The organism is Methylobacterium sp. yr668 (genome assembly GCF_900116245.1).
Taxonomy (GTDB): domain Bacteria; phylum Pseudomonadota; class Alphaproteobacteria; order Rhizobiales; family Beijerinckiaceae; genus Methylobacterium.
In genome coordinates this window covers 1-14993 of record NZ_FOZY01000033.1, presented here as the reverse complement: position 1 = coordinate 14993, position 14993 = coordinate 1, and the positions used below count along the sequence as shown (strand labels likewise).

17 protein-coding genes are annotated in these 14993 nt (G+C 70.5%); 11 read left to right on the top strand and 6 right to left on the bottom strand.

Annotated features, from left to right (window positions below; all coding sequences use genetic code 11):
- Positions 1-16 precede the first annotated feature (16 nt).
- The gene (locus BM419_RS26670) at positions 17-1219 is read right to left on the bottom strand and encodes an adenylate/guanylate cyclase domain-containing protein (RefSeq protein WP_091928200.1); all 1203 of its coding nucleotides are present in this window, start codon (positions 1217-1219) and stop codon (positions 17-19) included.
- Positions 1220-1331: 112 nt separating this feature from the next.
- On the opposite strand from BM419_RS26670, the gene BM419_RS26665 reads away from it, so the two are divergent.
- The 8 genes from BM419_RS26665 to lpdA all read left to right on the top strand — a co-directional run bounded on the left by BM419_RS26665 (position 1332) and on the right by lpdA (position 8173).
- Entirely contained in the window at positions 1332-1643 is a 312-nt protein-coding gene (locus tag BM419_RS26665; RefSeq protein WP_012317989.1) for an FtsB family cell division protein, read from the top strand.
- Between the two features lie 171 nt (positions 1644-1814).
- The gene (gene pdhA / locus BM419_RS26660; RefSeq protein ID WP_020095317.1) at positions 1815-2900 is read left to right on the top strand and encodes a pyruvate dehydrogenase (acetyl-transferring) E1 component subunit alpha; all 1086 of its coding nucleotides are present in this window, start codon (positions 1815-1817) and stop codon (positions 2898-2900) included.
- A gap of 55 nt (positions 2901-2955) precedes the next feature.
- On the top strand, positions 2956-4398 hold the full coding sequence (locus BM419_RS26655) for a pyruvate dehydrogenase complex E1 component subunit beta (protein ID WP_091928199.1): 1443 nt from the start codon (positions 2956-2958) through the stop codon (positions 4396-4398).
- Positions 4399-4457: 59 nt separating this feature from the next.
- Positions 4458-4745: a DUF5076 domain-containing protein gene (locus tag BM419_RS26650; RefSeq protein ID WP_020095319.1), complete on the top strand. Its 288-nt coding sequence runs from the start codon at positions 4458-4460 to the stop codon at positions 4743-4745.
- 15 nt (positions 4746-4760) lie between these two features.
- Complete coding sequence (locus BM419_RS26645) at positions 4761-4949, top strand: hypothetical protein (protein ID WP_020095320.1); 189 nt, start codon at positions 4761-4763, stop codon at positions 4947-4949.
- Positions 4950-4953: 4 nt separating this feature from the next.
- The gene (locus BM419_RS26640) at positions 4954-6384 is read left to right on the top strand and encodes a pyruvate dehydrogenase complex dihydrolipoamide acetyltransferase (protein ID WP_091928198.1); all 1431 of its coding nucleotides are present in this window, start codon (positions 4954-4956) and stop codon (positions 6382-6384) included.
- Positions 6385-6429: 45 nt separating this feature from the next.
- Positions 6430-6678, top strand: coding sequence for a hypothetical protein (locus BM419_RS26635; RefSeq protein ID WP_026605272.1), 249 nt, complete (start codon positions 6430-6432; stop codon positions 6676-6678).
- Between the two features lie 55 nt (positions 6679-6733).
- Entirely contained in the window at positions 6734-8173 is a 1440-nt protein-coding gene (gene lpdA / locus BM419_RS26630; protein ID WP_091683215.1) for a dihydrolipoyl dehydrogenase, read from the top strand.
- Positions 8174-8233: 60 nt separating this feature from the next.
- On the opposite strand, the gene BM419_RS26625 is transcribed toward lpdA, so the two are convergent.
- Both BM419_RS26625 and BM419_RS26620 read right to left on the bottom strand, forming a co-directional pair.
- A complete protein-coding gene (locus BM419_RS26625; protein ID WP_244540870.1) occupies positions 8234-8407 on the bottom strand; it encodes a hypothetical protein in 174 nt (57 codons plus the stop codon).
- Between the two features lie 152 nt (positions 8408-8559).
- Complete coding sequence (locus tag BM419_RS26620) at positions 8560-8778, bottom strand: hypothetical protein (protein WP_020095325.1); 219 nt, start codon at positions 8776-8778, stop codon at positions 8560-8562.
- A gap of 250 nt (positions 8779-9028) precedes the next feature.
- On the opposite strand from BM419_RS26620, the gene BM419_RS26615 reads away from it, so the two are divergent.
- Both BM419_RS26615 and BM419_RS26610 read left to right on the top strand, forming a co-directional pair.
- On the top strand, positions 9029-10045 hold the full coding sequence (locus tag BM419_RS26615; RefSeq protein ID WP_091928196.1) for a threo-3-hydroxy-L-aspartate ammonia-lyase: 1017 nt from the start codon (positions 9029-9031) through the stop codon (positions 10043-10045).
- A 133-nt stretch (positions 10046-10178) separates the two neighbouring features.
- Positions 10179-10556: a HesB/IscA family protein gene (locus BM419_RS26610; protein ID WP_012317999.1), complete on the top strand. Its 378-nt coding sequence runs from the start codon at positions 10179-10181 to the stop codon at positions 10554-10556.
- 64 nt (positions 10557-10620) lie between these two features.
- Here the strand turns inward: BM419_RS26610 and BM419_RS26605 are convergent, their stop codons facing one another.
- From BM419_RS26605 to BM419_RS26595, 3 genes are all read right to left on the bottom strand, one after another.
- The gene (locus tag BM419_RS26605; RefSeq protein WP_020095327.1) at positions 10621-11679 is read right to left on the bottom strand and encodes a GGDEF domain-containing protein; all 1059 of its coding nucleotides are present in this window, start codon (positions 11677-11679) and stop codon (positions 10621-10623) included.
- 101 nt (positions 11680-11780) lie between these two features.
- Positions 11781-13370, bottom strand: coding sequence for a DEAD/DEAH box helicase (locus BM419_RS26600; protein WP_056529548.1), 1590 nt, complete (start codon positions 13368-13370; stop codon positions 11781-11783).
- A gap of 209 nt (positions 13371-13579) precedes the next feature.
- Positions 13580-13960 carry a hypothetical protein gene (locus BM419_RS26595; RefSeq protein WP_091928195.1) on the bottom strand — a complete coding sequence of 127 codons (381 nt, stop codon included), beginning with the start codon at positions 13958-13960 and terminating at the stop codon, positions 13580-13582.
- A gap of 450 nt (positions 13961-14410) precedes the next feature.
- On the opposite strand from BM419_RS26595, the gene BM419_RS26590 reads away from it, so the two are divergent.
- The coding region (locus BM419_RS26590) for an outer membrane protein (protein WP_091928194.1) at positions 14411-14993 on the top strand (583 nt) is incomplete at its 3' end.

The following is a 14993-nucleotide window of genomic DNA, read 5'->3' as shown; positions in this document are numbered from 1 at the left end:
GAAGACGGCGCTCGCCTCAGGTCATCGCCGCACCGGACGACTCCCCCGGCACGGTCCAGACCCGCATCGGCCGCGACAGGCCCCGCAACTCGATCGTCCCGACCGGGTCCAGCCGCCGGGCGCACCGCTCGGCGAAGGAGTCCGACACGAGGAGGTCGTGGCCGAGGGCGGCGCACTGGCTCTCGATCCGGCTCGCCTCGTTGACCGCCCGTCCGATGATCGTGAAGTCGAGGCGCCGCTCGGTCCCGACATTGCCGTACATCACCGTCCCGAAATGCACGACGCCCTCGGCCGGCAGCTCCGGCAGCCCCGCGGCGCGGCGGCGGGCATTGAGCGCCGCGTTGGCGGCGAGCCCCTCGATCGCGGCGTCGAGGGCGGCCCCGCAGACCGGGCAGGGGAGGGTGTCGGCGTCCGGGACCGGGAAGATCGCCAGGAAGCCGTCGCCGAGGAATTTCAGGATCTCGCCGCCGTGCCGCGCCACCGGGTCGCCGAGGGCGTCGAAATGCTCGTTGAGCCACGTGACCATGTCGGCCGGATCCACCCGGTCGGCCAGGGCCGTGAAGCCGCGCAGGTCAGTCAGCAGGATCGCCGCCGGCACGGCCCGCCCCTCGCCCCTCCGGATCTGCCCGTCGAGGATGCGCTCGGCGGTCGACCGGCCGAGATAGGTGGCCGAGACTTCCCGGAACGTGTGGGCGAGGCCCATCTTGGCCATCGCCAGCGTCAGGAACGGCAGGACGCCGGCGATCGCGGCGAGGTCCGCCTCGGTGAAGCCGGCGGCGGCGCGGGTGCAGAACGAGACCGCGATGCCCCGCAGCGCGGTGCCGGGAGCGAACTCGGCGATGTGCAGCACGTAGTCGACGCCGCCCTGCGCCCCGAGGGCCTTCAGGACCGGGAAGTCCACCGCCAGCCCGGGCGCGTCGAGGCGCCAGCGGCCGAAGGTCTCGCCCGTCTCCACGAGGGCGTAGACGGGGCTCAGGAGCCAGTCGCTCTCCTCGTCGGCGCCGTGGGCGTTGGCGACGTACGACATGCCCTCGCCCGCGTGCCAGTTGAGGCTGACGCCGCGCAGCGTCGGGTCCAGGGCCGGCGCCATGACGCTGACCCGCCAGACGGGAAGGCCGGCCTCGACCAGCGACTCGCAGAAGCCCGAGAGCAGGGTGTCGTGGTCGTCGGTCGCCGTGGCGTGCGCGGCGATCCAGCGTCCCAGATGCGTCAGGTCCATGCCTCAGGCTCGCCCCTGTTCGTCCCGGCCGCGGTCCGGCCCCGTCGCGGTCCTGCCCCGACCGCGGCGCGGTCGAAAAGAACCGTTAACCTTTCCGCGCGAGGGTCGCGCCATGGTCGTGCGCCGCCGAGTCAGAATGGTCGTGTTGCCGCTGGGTCTCTGGACCCTGTCGGCGCTCGTGGTCGGCTATTTCGTGTGGCAGGCCGAGAGTGGCAACCGTGGCCTCGAGGCCAAGAAGGCCCTCAAGATCCGCGCCTACGGCCTCAGCCAGGAACTCGCCGCCGTGAAGGCCGAGCGCGCCGTCTGGGAGCACCGGGTGAACCTGCTCAAGAGCGACCAGATCGACCGCGACCTCCTGGAGGAGCGCGCCCGGATCGTCCTGGGCCGGGTCCACGCCAACGACGTGGTCATCATCACGCCCTGACAGGTCCGCGGAGGTCCCGCGATCGTCCCGCGGAAGTCCAGGGGATCGTTTTCCCTAGTCCCGAAAGTCCTCTGACAAGAGCGGCTTCCTGTCAGAGCGGCAGCCCTCGCTTTCCAATCGTCGCTGTCCTACACCCCCACGAAGTCGCGTGGAATCACGGGGAGAGCGCCGATGGACGCCGCCAAGGAGCCTGCCAAAGAGCCCGCCAAGGACGCGTCGTCCGCGCCGGTGCAGGCCGCGAGCCCTCAGGCCGCCGAGGCGCATCGCCCCGCGCCGAACATGCCCCAGTTCACGCGGGACGAGGATCTCCACGCCTATCACGAGATGCTGCTGATCCGGCGCTTCGAGGAGAAGGCCGGCCAGCTCTACGGCATGGGCCTGATCGGCGGCTTCTGCCACCTCTACATCGGCCAGGAGGCCGTGGTGATCGGCATGCAGATGGCCTCGGTCGAGGGCGACCAGGTCATCACCGGCTACCGCGACCACGGCCACATGCTCGCCTGCGGCATGGACCCGAAGGGCGTCATGGCCGAGCTGACCGGCCGCCGCGGCGGCTACAGCCGCGGCAAGGGCGGCTCGATGCACATGTTCAGCCGCGAGAAGCAGTTCTTCGGCGGCCACGGCATCGTCGGCGCGCAGGTCTCGCTCGGCACCGGCCTCGCCTTCGCCGACCATTACCGGGAGAACGGCAAGGTCAGCCTGACCTACATGGGCGACGGCGCCGCCAACCAGGGCCAGGTCTACGAGAGCTTCAACATGGCGGCGCTCTGGAAGCTGCCGGTCGTCTACGTGATCGAGAACAACCGCTACGCCATGGGCACCTCGGTGGCCCGCGCCTCGGCGCAGACGGACTTCTCGAAGCGCGGCCTCTCCTTCGGCATCCCCGGCGAGCAGGTCGACGGCATGGACGTCCGCACGGTGCGCGAGGCCGCGACCCGGGCGATCGAGCACGCCCGGACCGGCCAGGGCCCCTACATCCTGGAGATGCAGACCTACCGCTACCGCGGCCACTCCATGTCCGATCCGGCCAAGTACCGGACCAAGGACGAGGTCTCGAAGATGCGCGACGAGCACGACCCGATCGAGATGGTGCGCAAGCGCCTGCTCGAGCTGCACGCCGTGCCCGAGGCCGAGCTCAAGGCCACCGACGCCAAGGTCCGCGAGGTCGTCAACGCCTCGGCCGAGTTCGCCACCAACGACCCCGAGCCGGATCCGTCCGAGCTCTGGACCGACATCCTGCTCGAAGCGCACGCCTGAGCGCGGACGACAAAGCTGGCCGCCCCCTAACGAAAAGACGACCGCAGAGCTGAGCATGGCGACCGACATCCTGATGCCCGCCCTCTCGCCCACCATGGAGGAGGGCAAGCTCGCCAAGTGGCTGAAGAAGGAGGGCGATCCGATCAAGTCCGGCGACGTGCTGGCCGAGATCGAGACCGACAAGGCCACCATGGAGGTGGAGGCCATCGACGAGGGCATCCTCGCCAAGATCCTGATCGCCGAGGGCACCGAGGGCGTCGCGGTCAACACGCCAATCGCCGTCATCGCCGGCGAGGGCGAGGATCCGGCGAGCGTCCAGTCCGGCAGCGGCGCCAAGCCCAATGGCGCGGGCGGCCATCCGGCCCCGGCGCCCGACATGCAGGCCGAAGGCATGGCCGACAGGCCGGCCCCCGCGGCCAAGACCGGCGACGACGCCCCGAAGGCGCCGGCCGCGCCGGCCGTCATCACCAACAAGGCCCAAGAGCCGGTGATGGAGGAGTTCCCGGCCGACACGCCGATGGTCACCCAGACCGTCCGCGAGGCCCTGCGTGACGCCATGGCCGAGGAGATGCGTCGCGACGGCGACGTCTTCGTCATGGGCGAGGAGGTCGCCGAGTACCAGGGCGCCTACAAGGTCACCCAGAACCTGCTGCAGGAGTTCGGGCCGAAGCGCGTCGTCGACACCCCGATCACCGAGCACGGCTTCGCGGGCATCGGCGTCGGCGCGGCGCTGGCCGGCCTGAAGCCGATCGTCGAGTTCATGACCTTCAACTTCGCCATGCAGGCGATCGATCACATCATCAACTCGGCAGCCAAGACCCTCTACATGTCCGGCGGCCAGCTCGGCTGCCCGATCGTGTTCCGCGGCCCCAACGGCGCCGCCGCCCGCGTCGCCGCCCAGCACAGCCACGACTATTCCGCGTGGTACTCCAACGTGCCGGGCCTGAAGGTGATCGCACCCTACACGGCCTCCGACGCCAAGGGCCTGCTCAAGGCCGCGATCCGCGACCCGAACCCGGTGATCTTCCTCGAGAACGAGATCCTGTACGGGCAGTCCTTCCCGGTGCCGAAGCTCGACGACTTCGTGCTGCCGATCGGCAAGGCGAAGATCCACCGCACCGGCAGCGACGTGACCATCGTGTCCTTCGCGATCGGCATGACCTACGCCCTCAAGGCCGCGCAGGCGCTGGCCGAGCAGGGCATCGAGGCCGAGGTGATCGACCTGCGCACGATCCGCCCGATGGACAGCGCGACGGTGGTGGAATCGGTCAAGAAGACCGGCCGCTGCATCACCGTGGAGGAGGGCTTCCCGCAATCCGGCATCGGCGCCGAGATCGTGGCCCGCCTGATGGTCGACGCCTTCGACTTCCTGGACGCGCCGGTTCTGCGCATCACCGGCAAGGACGTGCCGATGCCCTACGCGGCCAACCTCGAGAAGCTGGCGCTGCCGACGGTGGCGGAGGTCGTCGAGGCCGCCAAGAGCGTCTGCTACAAGTGACGGGCGCGCGGGCGACGCCGTCGCCCGCCCCGGCCAGATCGAGGAACAGCCGGCGCGCCATGAGCCAGGATCCGAGCACCGACTTCGCCGAACTCGCCATCCCGCCCGACGCCCTGGAGCAGGGCGGCATCGAGGTGCTGCGCGCGGCCGTGGTCGACGGCGCGGTGAGCGTCGCCCTGCGCCGCTCCTTCGACGATCCGGCGACCTGGGGCCGGCTGCTGGCCGACCTCGCCCGCCAGGCCGCCCGCGCCTACGCGCTGGAGACCGACATGTCGGAGGACGAGGCGGTCGAGCGCATCCGCGCCGGTTGGGAGGCCGAGGGGCTCGACCCCGGCGGTCTCAACTGACGATGGCGGCCGACCATGGCTGAGGCGGCCGTCCGGCAGGCGACCTACGCGGATCTGGAGGCGGTCCTCGCGCATCGCGTCGCCGCGAAGGTCGACGGGGCGCCGGACCCGCGTCCGCGGCCGCCTTACGACGCCGTTCCTTTCCCCCTCGACGACCTCTTCCCCTTCGACGATCCGGCCGCCCCGGCCTTGCCCGAGACCTGATGCCATGCCGATCAACGTGCTGATGCCCGCGCTCTCCCCGACCATGGAGAAGGGCAACCTCGCCAAGTGGCTGAAGAAGGAGGGCGACCCGATCAAGTCCGGCGACGTGCTGGCCGAGATCGAGACCGACAAGGCCACCATGGAAGTGGAGGCCATCGACGAGGGCGTGCTCGCCAAGATCCTCGTGCCCGAGGGCACGGCGGACGTGCCGGTCAACGATTTGATCGCCATCATCGCCGCCGAGGGCGAGGACCCGTCGAGCGTGCAGGCCGGCGGCGCGCCGAAGGCCGCCTCGAACGGCGAGGCCAAGGCCGAGTCCAAGCCCGAGCCGAAGGCCGACGCCTCTGCGGCCGGCCAGAACACCACGCCGGGCGGCGGCCACATGTCGTACGAGCGGGTGAACGCCGCACCGGAGGGGGCGCAGCCGAGCGGCGCTCCGCACGTTGGCGCGCAGGCCGGCCCGGGCGGCCGCGTCTTCGCCTCGCCGCTGGCCCGGCGGATCGCCAAGCAGGAGGGTGTCGACCTCGGCGCCGTCCAGGGCAGCGGGCCGCACGGCCGCATCATCGCCCGCGACGTCCAGGCCGCGAAGGCCTCCGGCGCCACCAAGGCACCCGCCGCCGCGCAGGCCGCCGCCGAGGCGCCGAAGGCGGCTCCGGCCCCGAAGGCCGCCCCCGCGGGCGGCGCGCCGGCCGGGCTCACGACCGATCAGGTCAAGGGCTTCTTCGCCAAGGATGCCTACGAGGAGGTGCCCCTCGACGGCATGCGCAAGACCATCGCCAAGCGCCTCACTGAGGCGATGCAGGTCGCCCCGCACTTCTACCTGACGGTGGATTGCGAGCTCGACGCGCTGATGAAGCTGCGCGAGACGCTGAACGGCTCGGCCGGCAAGGACAAAGACGGCAAGCCCGCCTTCAAGCTCTCGGTGAACGACTTCGTCATCAAGGCGATGGGCCTCGCGCTGACCCGCGTGCCGGCCGCCAACGCGGTCTGGGCCGAGGACCGGATCCTGCGCTTCAAGCACGCCGAGGTCGGCGTCGCGGTGGCGATCGACGGCGGTCTGTTCACCCCGGTGATCCGCCGGGCGGACGAGAAGACGCTCTCGACCATCTCCAACGAGATGAAGGATTTCGCGGCCCGCGCCCGTGCCAAGAAGCTGAAGCCCGAGGAGTACCAGGGTGGCGTCACCTCGGTGTCGAACCTCGGCATGTTCGGCATCAAGCACTTCACCGCGGTGATCAACCCGCCGCAATCGAGCATCCTGGCGGTGGGCGCGGGCGAGAAGCGCGTGGTCGTCAAGGACGGGGCGCCGGCCGTGGTCCAGGTCATGACCTGCACCCTGTCGTGCGACCACCGGGTGCTCGACGGGGCGCTCGGCGCGGAACTGGTCTCGGCCTTCAAGGGGCTGATCGAGAACCCGATGGGCATGCTGGTGTGAGGCGCGACTCTGCTATGATCGCCTGAGCGATCAACGGAGAGTCGCGTGTCGGAAGTCACCGATCTGGTTCTGCCAGTCCTACAACGGATGCAGAGCGACATCGCCGAGGTGAAGCGCGATGTCGCAGCGATCAAGACGACCCTGACGGGTCACACCGAAAAACTTGAGGAGTTGGAGATCTACGTCGCCTACGAAACCGGCCTCGGCACACAGGCGAAGGCGGATCTCCAATCGATCAAGAAGACGATCAAGGCCATGGAGCAGCGGCTGAGCGCGCTGGAGACCTCGTCCTGATCGCCGCGTCAACGACGGTGCAGTCGCGCGCGCCACAGCGGAGAGCTGAGACACGATGTCCGACACCTACGACGTCCTCATCATCGGCGCCGGGCCCGGCGGCTACGTCACGGCGATCCGCGCGGCGCAGCTCGGTTTCAAGACCGCCGTGGTCGACCGCGAGCATCTCGGCGGCATCTGCCTGAACTGGGGCTGCATCCCCACCAAGGCCCTGCTCCGCTCGGCCGAGATCTTCCATTACTTCCAGCATCCTGGCGATTACGGCCTGACCGCGGAGAAGGTCGGGTTCGACACCGCCGCGATCGTGAAGCGGTCCCGCGGCGTCTCGGCCCGCCTCAACGGCGGCGTCGGCATGCTGCTCAAGAAGAACAAGGTCGACGTGATCTGGGGCGAGGCCTCGGTCGACAGCGCCGCGCAGGGCAACCAGCCCGGCAAGGTCACCGTGAAGGAGACCAAGCGCGCCGAGGCGCCGAAGGGCGCCAAGGGCGCCGGCACCTACCAGGCCAAGCACATCATCGTGGCGACCGGCGCGCGTCCGCGCGCGATCCCGGGGATCGAGCCCGACAAGAAGCTGATCTGGACCTACTACGAGGCCATGGTCCCCGAGGCGATGCCCAAGAGCCTGCTGGTGATGGGCTCGGGCGCCATCGGCATCGAGTTCGCCTCGTTCTACCGCACCATGGGCGCCGAGGTGACCGTGGTGGAGCTGCTGCCGCAGATCCTGCCCGTGGAGGATGCCGAGATCGCCGGCCTCGCCCGCAAGCGCTTCGAGAAGCAGGGCATCAAGATCCTCACCGGCGCCAAGGTGACCAAGGTCGAGAAGGGCGCCGATTCTGTCACGGCCACCATCGAGGGCGGCGACGGCAAGACCCAGCAGATCACCGCGGAGAAGCTGATCTCGGCGGTGGGCGTCGTCGGCAACATCGACAATATCGGCCTCGAGAAACTCGGGGTGAAGATCGACCGCGGGATCGTGGTGACGGACGGGCTCGGCCGCACCAACGTGCCCGGCCTCTACGCGATCGGCGACGTCGCCGGGCCGCCGATGCTCGCCCACAAGGCCGAGCACGAGGGGGTCATCTGCATCGAGACCATCAAGGGCCTGCACACCCACCCGATGGACAAGGCCAAGATCCCGGGCTGCACCTACTGCCAGCCGCAGATCGCCAGCGTCGGGCTCACCGAGGCGAAGGCTAAGGAGCAGGGCTTCTCGGTGAAGGTCGGCCGGTTCCCCTTCGCGGGCAACGGCAAGGCGATCGCGCTCGGCGAGCCGGACGGCCTGATCAAGACCGTGTTCGACGCCAAGACCGGCCAGCTGCTCGGCGCCCACATGGTCGGCGCCGAGGTGACCGAGCTGATCCAGGGCTACGTGGTGGCGATGAACCTCGAGAGCACCGAGGAGGAGCTGATGCACACGGTGTTCCCGCACCCGACGCTCAGCGAGATGATGCACGAGAGCGTGCTCGACGCCTACGGCAAGGTGATCCACACCTGATCGGAGGCCGACGCGGCGCGCGGGTCGGACAGGGATCCGAGCCGCGCCGCCACCGGCCGGTCAGTGCGGACCGGTCCGCGCCGCGAGCGTCAGGCTCACGGCCTGGAACAGCAGGATCACCAGAACCGTCGCCACGCTGCCGCCGATCGGGATCATCAGCAGGGCGACGAGCGGATCGAGCCCCCGGACGAGCAGGAGCGTGACGCAGCTGCCGATCACGGAGGCGATGGTCATCCGAAAGATGCAGCATTCGGACGGTTGCATGTGCCCTCCCATCAGGTCCCCGGCGGGAGAGTGAGGACCCGCACCGCAATATGCAACCGGAGATAGTGCCTAGCTGAGAATCAATCCCAGATCGTGATTTTGGCGGCTTACGCGACAGCGCCTCAGGAGCACCCGCGATCCACGGGCTCGGCCTGGTCCGGCGACGGCACATAGGCGCACCACTCGCAGATGCCGCGTTCGGCGCCCCGCCGCGCGTTGCGCTGCGAGCAGAGCGGGCAGACGAGCAGGATCAGGCGCGAGCCGGTGCGCAGCGCCAGCCCGCGCCCCCGGAAGGTGACCTCGGTCGCCGCGTCGCCCGAAGCGCGGTCGCGGGCGCTCACGGGGTGTCCCCGCCGCGGTGCGGGCGGCGCACCGGTGCTCGCGTGGTCTCTATTGCCATGGCGATGCCGCCCCCCAGCGTTCCTGCCAAGTTGTCGCTGGGTATAAGCGGCGAGGCGGCGAATGGCTCCGCTTGCGCATGTGGATCGGCGGGATGCGCGCGGGTCGAAAGGCCCGTATGACGGGCTGCGCCCCGGCCTCGCTCCGGCGCGGCCCCGGGCGGATGGTACCCGGACGACGATGCAGGCAACGATGCAAGTGACCATGCACGACACGCAGCCCAGCGGATCCGGCGCGGCCACCGACGGCCTTCCGACCTTCGCGGACGTGGCCCGCGCCGCCGAGCGGATCGCCGGGGCCGCGCACCGCACCCCGGTGCTGACCTCCCGCACGGCCGACGCGATGACCGGCGGCCGCCTGTTCTTCAAGGCGGAGAACCTGCAGCGGGCCGGCGCCTTCAAATTCCGCGGCGCCTACAACGCGATCAGCGCGCTGCCGGAGGCGGCCCGCACGCGCGGGGTCATCACTTACTCCTCGGGCAACCACGCCCAGGCGATCGCCCTGGCGAGCCAGCTGCTCGGAGCGCCCGCCACGATTATCATGCCGGGCGACGCCCCCGCGGCGAAGATCGCCGCCACCCGCGGCTACGGCGCCGAGGTGGTCCTGTACGACCGCTACACCCAGGATCGCGAGGCCCTGGGCCGCGAGATCGCCGAGGCCCGCGGCCTGACGCTGATCCCGCCCTTCAACCATCCCGACGTCATCGCCGGGCAGGGGACGCTGGCGCAGGAGCTGATCGAGACGGTCGGTCCCCTCGACGTGCTGGTGGCCTGCCTCGGCGGCGGCGGCCAGCTCGCGGGCTGCGCCCTCGCCGCCGCGGAGCTGTCACCGGGCTGCCGGGTGATCGGCGTCGAGCCGGACGCGGGCAATGACGGGCAGCGCTCGTTCCGCGAGGGCCGGATCGTCACGATCCCGGTGCCCCGCACCATCGCCGACGGTGCGCAGTCGACGGCGCTGGGCGACCTGACCTTCGCGATCATCCGCGCGCGGGTGTCCGACATCCTCACCGTCGCCGACGCGCAGCTCGTCGAGACCATGCGGTTCTTCGCCAGCCGGATGAAGCTCGTGGTCGAGCCGACCGGCTGCCTCGCGGCGGCGGCGGTGCTGAGCGGCCTCGTGGACGTGACGAACAAGCGCGTCGGCGTGGTGATCAGCGGCGGCAACGTCGATCTCGGGGCCTTCGCGCGACTGACCGGCGAGGCCGCCTGAGGACGCTCCCGCGCGGCGAATGCCGGGCCGGTGTGACCCCGCCGCGGTGGACCGGCCCCGGGCCAATGCTTATCTTGTACGCGTCGGAATGCGCGTCCCCGGGCCTTGAACCCGGATGGGCGGGAGGGTGACGATGTCCGCTGGTTTCAAGGTTCTCTCGCTGACCGATCGCGCCGCCGATCGGATCAAGGCGATCATGGCGGAGGCCGACCGGCCGATCGCCGGGCTGCGCGTCGGCGTCCGGAACGGCGGTTGCGCCGGGATGTCCTACACGATGGAATATGCCGAGGCGGCCAAGCCCGGAGAGGACGTGGTCGAGGATCGCGGCGTGCGCGTGTTCGTCGACCCGAAGGCGGTGCTGTTCCTGCTCGGCACCGAGATGGACTTCACCACCAACAAGCTGGCCTCGCAGTTCGTGTTCAACAACCCGAACCAGACCTCGGCCTGCGGCTGCGGCGAGTCGGTGGCGATCACGCCGGTCTCGGCTGACCGCCTGCCCGCGCAGGCCTGACCGGTCCGCGCCCGCCGTCGCGGGTGGCGCGTGTCGCCGGACGGCGACGCGGCCGGGGCCGGCTTTAGGCCACCTGCATTAGCGACTCGGCGGCGTCGTCCAGGAAGCGGTTCCGGCCGGCGCGCTTCGCCGCGAACATGCACAGGTCGGCCCGCTCCATCAGCGAGGCGGGCGTGTCGCCCGGGCGCAGCACCGCCACGCCCAGCGAGATGGTGACCTTGCCGAGCGACTCGCCGGTCGAGCGCTTGACCAGCTCGCGCCCCATGACGCTGGCGCGGACCGTCTCGGCCACCTGCTTGGCCACCGTCCGGTCGACCCCGGGCAGGATGATGCCGAACTCCTCGCCGCCGAACCGGGCGAGCTGCGCCTGCTTGCCGGCGTTCTCGCGCATCACGATCGCCACGAGCCGCAGGACCTGATCGCCCGTGAGGTGACCGTACAGGTCGTTGAATCGTTTGAAGAAGTCGATGTCGAGGATGATCAGGCTCATGGGCGTGCTGCGCGCCCGGGCCGTCTCCATCGACGCTTTCAGCGTCTCCTCGAAATGCTTGCGGTTGGCGAGCCCCGTCAGGGCGTCGGTCAGGCTCTCGCGCCGGGTCGCCTCGAGCTTCTCGCGCAGGGTCTCGATCTCGCTGCGGGTCTCGCGCATGCGGGCTTCGAGGATCCGGTTGTTGGCGGCGACCTCCCGCGTCGTGGCGGCCAGGGTCGCGACGATCTCGCCGAACCGCGCCCGGCTCGGGACGCCCTGGGAGAGGTCCTGAGCGACCGCGCGCAGCGACTCGCTGTACTGCGCCGTCGAGCCCAGGGAGAGGTCCAGGATCTCGGTGACGGCCGCGATCTCGCTGAGGACGATGCGGCTGACGTCGTCGGTGGTGCTCGCGAGGCGGCGCCCGTCGAGATAGGTCTCGTGCAGGTCGTCGATGTCGCCCTCGGTGAGGCAGCCGTTCTGCGTGGTGAGACGCTTCACGGCGTCGGCGAGGAGCGGCAGCTCTCCCGAGACGTAGGCGTACCAGACGGCGTAGGCGCGCGGCGTCGCGGAGGGCCCGTAGTCGCGAATCAGGTCGTGGCTGCGCTTCGCCAACGCGAAGCTGCGATCGCGATCCGAATAGGTCTCCTGGCTCATCCGTATCCCGCGGTCCGGGGCGACCGACGCGCCTGCGTCGTTGCCCTGACCCAATATACGGCTGCCTGGTAGCCGGACAGTTAAGCCGGAACAGACGTCTGTTACTTATCCTTCTTCGCCAAGACTGGTCGAAGCAGAAACGCAGGAACGTGCGAGCCGAGGCCGACGGGCGTGTCTCCGTCCGCGTCGATCCGGCGCCCGCGCTCCTCGCGCGCGGATTCGCCGCCGCGGCCTGACGCGCGGCCCGACGCGCGCGGCTCCGGACGGTTCTCGGGGCGGCTCTCAGAACGGCTCTCGGGACGATCGTCCGGGCGGCTCTCCGCGCGCGCCGCGCCGCGGCCGCCGCGCGACCGGGTCGGACGCTCGCGGACCTCCTCGGTCTCGCTCGCGCTCCGGGCGCTCTTCTCGACGACGGCCTTGTCGGCGCCCTTGTCGGCACCCTTGTCGCTGCTGCTCTTGTCGCCGCTCCGTCCACCGCTCTTGGCGGAACGGCCGCCCCGACGCCCGTCGCTCGCGCGGCCGCGGTGGCGCGTCCCGGTGTCGCCGGACGCGTCGGCCACGCTGGTCAGGTCGCCGTCCAGCCAGGGGATCGGCTGGCCGATCAGCGCCTCGATGGCGCCGAGGGAGCGCGAATCGTCGGGGGCGACCAGCGTGTAGGCCGTGCCGCTGCGGCCGGCGCGGCCGGTGCGGCCGATCCGGTGGACGTAATCCTCCGGGTGATGCGGCACGTCGAAGTTGAAGACGTGGCTGACGGCCGGGATGTCGAGACCGCGCGCCGCCACGTCGCTGGCGACCAGCAGGGCGGTGTCGCCGTTGCGGAACCCGTCGAGGGCCGTCGTGCGGGCGCGCTGGTCCATGTCGCCGTGGAGCGCCGCGGCGTCGAAGCCGTGGCTGACCAGGGACTTCTGCAGCAGCGCCACGTCGCGCTTGCGGTTGCAGAAGATGATCCCGTTCTTCAGCTCGCCCTCGCCGCGGATCAGGGTGCGCAGGCGCTCGCGCTTGGCGTGCCCCTCGGCGCCGGTGGCGACGAGCCGCTGGGTGATCGTGGTCGCCGTGGAGGCGGGCCGGGCCACCTCGACCCGCTGCGGGTTGTGCAGGAACATGTCCGCCAGCCGCTCGATCTCCGGCGGCATGGTCGCCGAGAAGAACAGCGTCTGCCGGGTGAACGGCACCATCTTCACGATGCGCTCGATGTCGGGGATGAACCCCATGTCGAGCATGCGGTCGGCCTCGTCGATGACCAGGAGCTCGACGCCGGTGAGCAGCAGCTTGCCGCGCTCGAAATGGTCGAGCAGGCGGCCGGGCGTCGCGATCAGCACGTCGGTGCCGCGCATCAGCTTGGCGTCCTGATCGGCGAAGGAGACGCCGCCGATGATCAGCGCCACGTTGAGCTTGTGGTTCGTCCCGTAGCGGTCGAAATTCTCGACCACCTGGGCGGCCAGCTCGCGGGTCGGCTCCAGGATCAGCGTGCGCGGCATCCGCGCGCGGGCGCGGCCGTTCTCCAGCAGCGTCAGCATCGGGAGCGTGAAGGCCGCGGTCTTGCCGGTGCCGGTCTGGGCGATCCCGAGGACGTCGCGGCGCGCCAGCACGTGGGGGATGGCCTCAGCCTGGATCGGCGTCGGCTCGGTGTAACCCGCCGCTTCGACGGCGTTCAGGACTTTCTCGCTCAGTCCCAGGTCGGAAAAAGGCATCTGCGTTCAGGAACCGTTGCGCGCCCGGCCGGCGCGAAGGACACCGTCGCGGCAACGGCTGGGAAAGGCTCGCGCGGGGCGCTCGGACGCTCCCGGGGCCGCGGGGCGCATGCTCCCTGTCAGTTAGGGCCTTGGCGCGACTTGTCAATCTCGCAATGGCGACAGCGCCTGCCCGCGCACAGGGGATCGGCCGCGCGAAGGGTCGCCGATCAGGGCCGGAGACGGTCGCCCGCGGGCGCGACGCAGGGATCCAGGCGGGTGGTGCGGGCGGATCGGGCCGCCGCGATGGCGCCGGTCGTCTCGGGCTCGGCCATCGGCGCGAGCGCCGCGGTCGCGAGGGCAGTCCCGGGCGTCGGCGCGTCGGGCCGGCTCAGCCGCGCGAGCTGGTAGGCGCCGATCACCGCGACGATCCCGACCAGACCCGCCACGCGCAGCGTCCAGGGCAGGGGGCCCGCGGACCGCCTCGGCTCGGCGCGCGCCACCCGCGCGGCGGTCGAGCCGGTCCGCGGGCCGGCCTGCGCGCCGGGCGCGGCCTCGCCGGTCCGGCGCTTGCCGAAGGTCGTCCGGCTCCGTTCGTCGGGGCTCTGCATGGACAGCGGTCTCCGCCGGCGGGGGACCGGATTCGGTTTGGGGCGCGACAGGGGCTCGGGGACGGGCCCGCGAGCGACGGACCATCGGGCAACAGGGTTAATCGATCGCTTACGAGCGAGAATCATTCTCGTCGAAGTTGTGCCGGAATAAAACGTTCGCCGCCGACGGCTCCTGCAGAGACCACGAGCGATGTCGCCGGCCCCGCGCCGGCCGCCGCCAATATGCGCGGCGCGCAAGGCAGCTAGTCTTCACGGTCTCTGCAGCTCTCCTCGCTCTCGTCGAGCGCGCGAGCGGGCCGTCTGCTGTCGGGCAGAGCCGGCTAGTCTTCATCTTTCGTTGACGGGATGTCCCTAGCCTGAAGAGGCTTGTTGCAGGAAAGCGACAGACCCGCCATCCGAGAGCGCCTAGAAGGCTGCCGGCTCAAGCTAACCCCAGGACCGAACACCACCATGAAGAAGCTTCTCCTCGCATCCACCGTCCTCGCCGGCATGACCGCCGCGGCGTCCGCCGCCGACCTTCCGCGCCGCGCCGCGCCGCCGCCGGTGTTCACGCCGGTGCCGGTGTTCACCTGGACCGGCTTCTACATCGGTGTGAACGCCGGCTACGGCTTCGACGCCAACAGCCGCAACACCACCAGCTACGCCCTGCCCGGCGGCTCGCTGATCAACTCCCCCGGCACCGCCGGCGTCGTCAGCGTCAACAACCGCAACAACAACGACGGCTTCTCGGGCGGCGCCCAGATCGGCTACAACTACCAGTTCACCCCGGGCTCCGGCGTCGTGATCGGCTTCGAGGCCGACGCCCAGTACGTCGACTTCGCCCGCCGCGCCAACGCCACCCAGAACTACAGCTTCCTCGGCTTCCCCGGCGTCGCCTTCTCCAACCCGCCGGCCTTCGTCGCCACCAGCGGCAACGGCCTGGACTACTTCGGCACCGTGCGCGGCCGCCTCGGCTACGCCTTCGACCGCACCCTCGTGTACGGCACCGGCGGCTTCGCCTACGGCTCGGGCCAGGACGACCAGAACTTCTCCG